Source organism: Flavitalea flava, assembly GCF_054461575.1.
On the sequence record NZ_JBTLQH010000127.1, the window covers coordinates 1 to 1,153 of the forward strand.

Annotated in this window: 1 protein-coding gene; it reads left to right on the forward strand. The window is 56.0% G+C overall.

The window, feature by feature from the left end; all coding sequences use genetic code 11:
* Positions 1-12: 12 nt before the first annotated feature.
* Positions 13-1,153: condensation domain-containing protein (locus tag ACX0G9_RS31665; protein WP_459069003.1), on the forward strand; the 1,141-nt coding region annotated here is incomplete at its 3' end.

The window sequence follows — 1,153 nt, forward strand, 5'->3', positions numbered from 1 at the left end:
AAAACAATAATTATGTTATTCAGTACCGCGATTAGTTTGCTTCATGCGGCTAAAAAAGCAGGGATAGGGATCATCCTCCATGAAGATCAGCTTCGGATAAAAATACCGAAAGGGACAGGGGTTGAAGCTGGGTTTCTGGAAGCGATAAAGACTAACAAGGCTCAGATCGTCGATCTGTTGCGGGAGGAGCGTTGGAAGTCAACGAAGCTGGACGGGTCGTCCCGGATTGCGGTGATGGCAGCCGATGCGCGGATGGGAAGGTTACCCTTGTCTTTTTCGCAGGAACGATTGTGGTTCATCGATCAGTTGGAAGGCAGTACGGCCTATCATGTGCCCTCGATCCTTCGTTTTAAGGGGGAGTTGGACGCAAAGGCATTGGAACATGCCTTCCGTAGTGTGGTTAACCGCCATGAAGTGTTACGGACGGTGATCGGTCAGCAGGACGGGGTACCTTATCAGCAGGTGATGGACAAAGATCTGTGGAGCTTATCGGTGATCGAAGATCCTGTTTACCGGGAAGATGGGCAGGCCTTACGTCGTTTGGTGGGGGAGTTGGTGAATCGTCCCTTTGATCTGTCGACTGAGTCCCAGCTTCGTGCGCACCTGATCCGGCTGACGGCGCAGGAACATGTGCTGGTGGCCACGATGCATCATATTGCTTCGGATGGCTGGTCGGGCAGTATCCTGGTGGGGGAGTTCGGGGCGTTTTACGGAGCCTATAAGGCTGGCAGGCCGGCGGCGCTATCGCCGCTGGGGGTTCAGTATGGGGATTATGCGTTGTGGCAGCGGGAGCAGTTGTCGGGAGAGGGGTTCGCTAAAAAGGTGGGTTACTGGAAGAGGCAGCTGGAGGGGTTCTCGCGTCTGGAGCTGCCGGCAGACTACCGGTGCGCATTAGGGGGGGACCTAACCGGAGGGCGGGTGAGCCGGGTGCTGGGTCAAGAGCTGCGGGCGGGTTTGACGGAGCTGTCGCACCGGGAAGGGGCGACCTTATACATGACGCTGCTGAGCGTATTTAAGCTATTACTGTATCGTTATACGGGCCAGGAAGATATCTGTATCGGCAGTTCGATTGCGGGTCGGCAGCAGGCGGAGCTGGAAGGGCTGATCGGTTTTTTTGCCAATACGCTGGCCTTGCGCAGCCGGGTGAGTGGGG